Below are 6000 nucleotides of genomic sequence, written 5' to 3'. Positions count from 1 at the left end.
CAACTCTATTTTCAGCGAGGTTTCTATGCTCTATCCCTGATGCAGCAAGCTCTCTAGGTACGTTGTCACCCGTTAAGGTCCATGGGAGTTTTATTTCCTCAGGGGACGCGCCTCTATTGTCGAGTCGGGAGCAACAAGTGATGCAGTTACTGGCTGAAGGCAAGCGCGATCGCGATATTGCCCAAGCTCTCTACATCAGCGAGAGTACGGTCAAGTTTCACATCAACAATAGCCTAGCCAAGCTCAAGGCTAAGAACCGTTACCAGGGGGTGTACCAGGCGACCCTACGTGGCTGGATTTAGGGAGGAGGGTGAATTCTGGCGTCAGTCTGTGTGCTTCACCTCGCCGTCCCCTCCGGAACCGGTTAGAAAACCTACGCTGACCAGGCTTCACGGAAGTCGGCATAGAGGGTAAGCCCACCGTCAATAAACAGGGTCTGCCCAGTGATATAGGCGGCTTCGTCAGACGCTAAAAATGCTGCTGCCGCTGCCATTTCGTCGCTGGTACCGGCCCGCCCCATGGGAATGTGGCTTTCCACTTTAGCTTTTTTCTCTTGGTCTTCGACCCAATCTTCGTTGATGGGGGTAATGGTGGCCCCAGGGGCGATCGCATTTACCCGAATCTGACGTTCCGCGTATTCTAGAGCCAAGGTTTTGGTCAAATTTTCCATGCCACCTTTGCTGATGGCATAGCTGGCATACTGGGGCCGAGGAATGGCCTCATGCACACTGGAGACATTCAGAATGATGCCAGGGCGATTTTGGTCCAGCCAATATTGAATCACTTCCCGGGAATACAAAAAGGGGCCGCGCAGGTTGACCGCAATCACCTGGTCAAACTTGTCGGTGGGGACTTGGTGGGACGGGTAGTCGTTTTGGATGCCAGCGTTGTTGACCAAAATATCAAGCCCCCCCAGGGTATCAATGGTGCTGGCAACGCCCCGCAGAATATCCTCCTCAATGGCGGCATCTCCCTGCACCAGAAGGGTTTTGACGGTATCGTGGCCAGCGGCCTTAGCTTTTTCTAGGGCGGTAGCTTCGGTGTCGGCGGCCGCCTCTTTGCCGCTGCGGTAGCCGATGGCCACGTTACAGCCTTCTGCCGCTAGCCGAATGGCGATCGCCTGGCCAATGCCTGAGCTGCCACCAGTGATTAGCGCTGTCTTGCCTGCGAGTCCTGTCATCATGGGCTATGTTCTCCAGATTATTAATGTTGTTAACGCTGTGCCGTTGGGGGATTAGGCGAATTGGGATGGGCGGGCGACCCAGAGAAACCACGGCGACATGTCACTGCGACATATTTTGCCAGTTATGCCAAGGCTGAGGGCAAGTCCATGGAAAAACCTGGATAACGTTATAGACGGATATCCTGCTGTGAAACACCCTCCCTAGGGCCAATTTTCTGGTCAGGGAGAGGGCAGCTTTTTGCTAAGGTTGGGCGAGCCGTTATCTGGTTTTAACCTCCATGGTGTTTTCCCCTGATGCTCGCCGCTATGCCCCAGCCACCGAACGCAACCGCGACCCAATTTTGGCGGTGCTGCAACGGGTGCTGCCCCCCACCGGCACAGTGTTGGAAATTTCTAGTGGTACTGGCGAACATGCGGTGTACTTTGCCCCTCGCTTGGCGCCCCGATGGTGGTTACCCAGCGATCGCGATTCAGAAGCGTTGAACAGTATTGTCGCTTGGCGGCAAACGGTACCCTGCGAAACCCTCCAAGCCCCAGTGCACCTGGATGTGTGTGCCCCAGTATGGCCAGTGGAATCAGGGCAGTTAGAACAGGGCCAGATCGACTGGCTGCAACATCAGCCGATCACAGCTATTGTCAATATCAACATGGTGCACATTTCCCCCTGGGCGGCCTGCCTGGGGCTGATGGCCGGGGCTGGGCGACTGTTGCCGCCGCAGGGAGTACTGTACCTGTATGGCCCCTTTAAGCAAAACGGCGAACACACCGCCCCCAGCAATGCCGCTTTTGATGCCAGCTTGCAGGCCCACAATCCCCAGTGGGGGGTGCGGGATGTAGAGGCCGTGGTCCAGGTCGCCCAGCAGCAGGGACTGGCGCTACAGGCGACCGTGGCGATGCCCGCCAACAATCTTTCTGTGGTGTTCAGCCGCAGCGGTTGACCGGTTGGCCATTCGCTAAACTAAAGCCACCGACATTCTGAGGTGGCCATGATTGTTAGCAGCCTGGAGTATTTGGTGGGCAACAGCACGTATCATGATTTGGCCCTGCGTTGCCAAGAGTTTTTGGTTTATCAACGGCAGGGGCAGGCAGAACAGCGGCAGTTGGCCGAGGATATGCTGTTTAACCTGCTGGTGGAATATATGGTGACCACTGGGGTGCCCCGCCCGAAGGCGGAACAGTTTTGCAGCGATCTCGATAACCTCACAGAGTTGGCCATGCGAATTTCATCCACCCTGGGACCAGCGGTGGCTTAGCTCCGAGATCCCCTCCTTTGGAGGGGTAGGGGTGGGTCAAACAAGCCCGAAGAACCCACCCCGCCCTCCGGGTACCCCGAAGTCTTGACAGCCTATACCGTTGCTTTAGGTGACGTTATCTTTAGTATTGTCGGCGTTGGCATGGACCAGGGTGAGTAAGGGGCCAATTTGCTCTTGACCACTGACCGCTAACTCGCTGTGGCAGAGTATGACCCGTTCTGTGACCCGGCCCAGTAGGTCTCGTAAAATGCGCTCTGGGCGATCGCGGTGCAGCTGGTCCAGGTGGTCTTGGGTCCAGGGGCACCCAGGATAGGAACCCAAAAATAGCGGGTAGCCAAACAGCAAGGTATCCGTACCGGCCAGCCAGCGGGGGGAACCGGCATCAATCCAGTAGTGCCAGCGATGGTGCAGTCGCTGTAAGCGGTACTGATAGACGGTGGCAATGGTAATTACCCGTTGGGTCGGGTCCGCCGACTCCACGGGGTAGGGGTCAGCGGTGACGGTCCCCTGACGCAACAGCAATATAAAGCGTTCTAAGGCGGTTTTGGTGGTACCGGTGGGGTGCTCTCCCCCCAGGGAAGTACTCTGGCGCAGGCGCTCTTCCACCGCCCAGTAGTGTTGAGCGGTTTCCATCAGTTCCCGCAGGGCAGAGAGCTGATCGGGGGGTAAGTGGCTGCCTCCCCAATAAAATGTCTGAATCGCTCGGTCCAGGACACTCATCACCCCTGGCACTAACCGTCGCTGGCGCTGTTGGCGCTGTTGATCAATCCACTGGCGCAGGCGGTCATAGGCGTCGGTCGCCTTGTAGCCCAGTCGATCCCAACGGTCAAACCGTTCCACCGGCAGCAGCTCCGGCTGATCAACGCTGGGGGCAAAGCAGTGGTCTACCAGCAGTTCGGCCCGCACCGGGTCAATGTGAATCGTGTCAAACCAGGCTGCTTCCTCTGGGGCTTGGGGAATTTGACTTAACACCACCAGCATTTCGGCCACCGACTCGGCGTCGGCTAACCGGCCTAAGCCAGGGTAAACAAAGGTGAGCAGGGTCAACAGAGCCCGCACCAGCGGGGAGTGAATGACGGGGCGTTGATCGTTCAGGGAGGCGACGGGCAACCCCCGGTTGGTCAAGATTTCGGCCAGGGTGTAGCGGGCGATCGCATCGAGCCCTGGCCCCAACACCGCCACCTCATGGGCCGCCACCTGACCGGTATGGATCGCCTGGGTAATGTGCTCTGCGGTCTGGCGCAGCAATTCCCCCCGGGACACGGTTTGCAGGGTCTCAAAACAGGGCAGTGGTTCGGGCAGCGCTAACGGATCCATTACCCATTCCACCACCCGATCGCCCCACTGGTAGCCCAGGGTATTTGGGTTCGGGGTAGGTTGGGGGGTCACCTGGCACTGGGGTTTCAGGCACTCTTCCAGGGCGTCAGGATCAGCCCCTAGGCCCATGCGCCCTTTGCCGTGGCGATTCCAGGTGATGGCCACGGGTTGAGCCTGGTCGATAAAGACCTGAAGCCAGTTTGCCGCGATCGCTGGGTACTCATCCAAATCGTCCACAAAGACGCCGCTGTAACGGGCCAGCAGTTTTTCCCGATACAGCGGCTGCGGCAACAGATGTCGCCAGTACAATTCGGTCATCACCCCATAGGTGAGCAACCCCCGACCCAGACACCAATCCCGCCAGTGGATCAACGCTTCTCCGATCGATCGCCAGACGTGCTCTGGGGCAAAGCCTGGCGGTATGCCCTCCGGCAATAGCACTGGCAAGTCCTCCACCGGGATGCTCGCGGCCGCAGCCATCTGCAAAAAATCCAGCGATCGCCTTACCGTTTGAGCCTCTTGCCAGCCTTCGATGGTCAAGGTGCCATCTTGTAGAGGCATCTGCCACAGGGCTGAGACTAACTCTTGCTCATTTTCGGGACGCAACCGCAGGGGAAACTGCGGCATCAACCCCAGATGATTGACTAGCAGGGGCCAAAATAGGGTGACTTCGTCTTGAATAAAGCCGTTGGGGGTGGTGGTCACCACCGAAAACTGGCTAGGTACCATGGCAGCAATGCGCTCAGCCAGTCGCAACCGATTATCACCATTGGCCGCAAAGACTAACGTACTTTGGCCTAGGGTTTGATGACTCGGCTGAGTGACCCAGTTGGTCAACTGCTGAATTAGCCAGGTGGTTTTGCCGCTACCGCTGACCCCGTCTAGCCACTGTGGCCTATGATCCATTACCCTCAGTGAATCCTGCCTTGCCCTACTGTTTCTGCCCTACTGTAGCGCTGGCCAGAGTATTAAAAGCCAAGCATGCGGCCATAGGACAATTCCCTAAGATACCGAAGCCGCAACCACACACAGACCCGCCACCAACGCCATAGCTAGCCCACCCAGGATGACATAATTACGCTTTTGGGCTGCGGTAGGAGGAGCCGCCTCGTACATTTTGGGCTCATTAGCGAAGTTATTCAGGCGACCGCCGTCTTCGGTGGTGTAAGGCATGGGCTAACTGTCCTTCTCAAAACTTGGTTTACCTTCACATAAGGTTACCTGAAGTCTGAATGATTGAATAGGGCAAGATCTGGTTGTTGATGGCTGAAGTGACCTCTCAAAAACCATTTCAGCCTTTTCTAGGTATGTTTACCGATGGGTATGATCACAGGTGATATAGTCACTGGGCCGCCACTGACCGCTTGGCACTCAGGTCCAGGGGAACAGGTTGCCCCACGATCGGTGTGATCACCTGGGTTGAGCGCCCCTGGGCTTGCAGTCGCTGGGCCAAGGCCGCTGGCCCTCCATCAGTCTTTAGCAAAGTGTTGAGCACACCGCTGTACATGACTTCTCCAGCATTGGCCGTGGGTAAGACCACCTGGGGATCGAGCCAGTCCACCCGTTCTGGGGCACCTTTACGACCACGGATGATTGCCCCGACCAGGGGTAACGCCAGGTCTGCCATGGGGGTAATCACCACATCAATGGGGCCCTCATCCGCCAGATCAGACCGATGGTAACCATGGGGCTCGTAAAACAGGGCCACCTGAGAGACTAAGTCCCGCACCACATAGCCGTTCTCGGTCAAGGTCGGGCCAAGGGGAGCACCGGGCACCGCCTTGATGGTCAGTACCCGGTCTAGGGTAAACACCTCCCCATGATGCAGGGTCGTCACCTGTTCGTAGCCCAACTCCCTGGCCACCTTGGCCGCATTGGGTGACCCGGCCACAGGAATCTGACGATCCAGGACGCTCAGGGTGGGGGGATGGGCATGATCCTCCAGGCCTTGGCTTAGCAAAATTAAGTCCAGATGCTCAGGCAAAGGGTGGGGCTGTGGATGTTCTCCTTTAAATAGCCAAGGCTGATGTCCAAACACAAGATCATCAACCAGCCAAGGATCCACCAAAATTCGCTTGCCCGCCATTTCCCATAGCCAGGAATTGCTATCAAACCACGTTACCTGCATGACCCTATCTCCATTTCAGTTGGCCAGACTTGAATCTGTCGCCTCTTACATTGTAAAAGATTGTTACAGTCCCTGAAAAAAGCGTCAGGGGTAAGCCCCTGCTGATCACCCCTGAAATT

7 protein-coding genes are annotated in these 6000 nt (G+C 57.0%); 3 read left to right on the top strand and 4 right to left on the bottom strand.

The window, feature by feature from the left end; all coding sequences use genetic code 11:
* Positions 1–302 (top strand): LuxR C-terminal-related transcriptional regulator (locus E1H13_RS22015; protein ID WP_169616724.1); only part of this gene is annotated, 302 nt, incomplete at its 5' end.
* A gap of 71 nt (positions 303–373) precedes the next feature.
* Here E1H13_RS22015 and E1H13_RS22010 read toward each other — a convergent pair.
* Positions 374–1180, bottom strand: coding sequence for a glucose 1-dehydrogenase (locus E1H13_RS22010; protein ID WP_169616732.1), 807 nt, complete (start codon positions 1178–1180; stop codon positions 374–376).
* Positions 1181–1461: 281 nt separating this feature from the next.
* Between E1H13_RS22010 and E1H13_RS22005 the strand changes: the two genes are divergently transcribed.
* Together E1H13_RS22005 and E1H13_RS22000 are read left to right on the top strand one after the other, a co-directional pair.
* Positions 1462–2121 (top strand): DUF938 domain-containing protein, encoded by a 660-nt coding sequence (locus E1H13_RS22005; protein WP_169616722.1) that lies wholly within the window; start codon positions 1462–1464, stop codon positions 2119–2121.
* 48 nt (positions 2122–2169) lie between these two features.
* Complete coding sequence (locus E1H13_RS22000) at positions 2170–2436, top strand: hypothetical protein (RefSeq protein ID WP_169616720.1); 267 nt, start codon at positions 2170–2172, stop codon at positions 2434–2436.
* Positions 2437–2541: 105 nt separating this feature from the next.
* Here the strand turns inward: E1H13_RS22000 and E1H13_RS21995 are convergent, their stop codons facing one another.
* The 3 genes from E1H13_RS21995 to E1H13_RS21985 all read right to left on the bottom strand — a co-directional run bounded on the left by E1H13_RS21995 (position 2542) and on the right by E1H13_RS21985 (position 5881).
* A complete protein-coding gene (locus E1H13_RS21995; protein ID WP_169616718.1) occupies positions 2542–4659 on the bottom strand; it encodes a hypothetical protein in 2118 nt (705 codons plus the stop codon).
* Between the two features lie 96 nt (positions 4660–4755).
* A complete protein-coding gene (locus tag E1H13_RS21990; protein ID WP_169616716.1) occupies positions 4756–4926 on the bottom strand; it encodes a ssl1498 family light-harvesting-like protein in 171 nt (56 codons plus the stop codon).
* A gap of 169 nt (positions 4927–5095) precedes the next feature.
* Entirely contained in the window at positions 5096–5881 is a 786-nt protein-coding gene (locus E1H13_RS21985; RefSeq protein WP_169616714.1) for an MBL fold metallo-hydrolase, read from the bottom strand.
* Between the last annotated feature and the right edge of the window lie 119 nt (positions 5882–6000).

Source organism: Nodosilinea sp. P-1105 (genome assembly GCF_012911975.1).
In the GTDB taxonomy this organism is placed as follows: domain Bacteria; phylum Cyanobacteriota; class Cyanobacteriia; order Phormidesmidales; family Phormidesmidaceae; genus Nodosilinea.
This window is presented reverse-complemented; position numbering and strand designations above follow the sequence as displayed.

Bases quoted from the DNA above. Each gene is read 5' to 3' on its own strand.
- E1H13_RS22010 (WP_169616732.1), bottom strand. From the start codon at position 1,180: ATGACAGGACTCGCAGGCAAGACAGCGCTAATCACTGGTGGCAGCTCA.
- E1H13_RS22005 (WP_169616722.1), top strand. From the start codon at position 1,462: ATGGTGTTTTCCCCTGATGCTCGCCGCTATGCCCCAGCCACCGAACGC.
- E1H13_RS22000 (WP_169616720.1), top strand. From the start codon at position 2,170: ATGATTGTTAGCAGCCTGGAGTATTTGGTGGGCAACAGCACGTATCAT.
- E1H13_RS21995 (WP_169616718.1), bottom strand. From the start codon at position 4,659: ATGGATCATAGGCCACAGTGGCTAGACGGGGTCAGCGGTAGCGGCAAA.
- E1H13_RS21990 (WP_169616716.1), bottom strand. From the start codon at position 4,926: ATGCCTTACACCACCGAAGACGGCGGTCGCCTGAATAACTTCGCTAAT.
- E1H13_RS21985 (WP_169616714.1), bottom strand. From the start codon at position 5,881: ATGCAGGTAACGTGGTTTGATAGCAATTCCTGGCTATGGGAAATGGCG.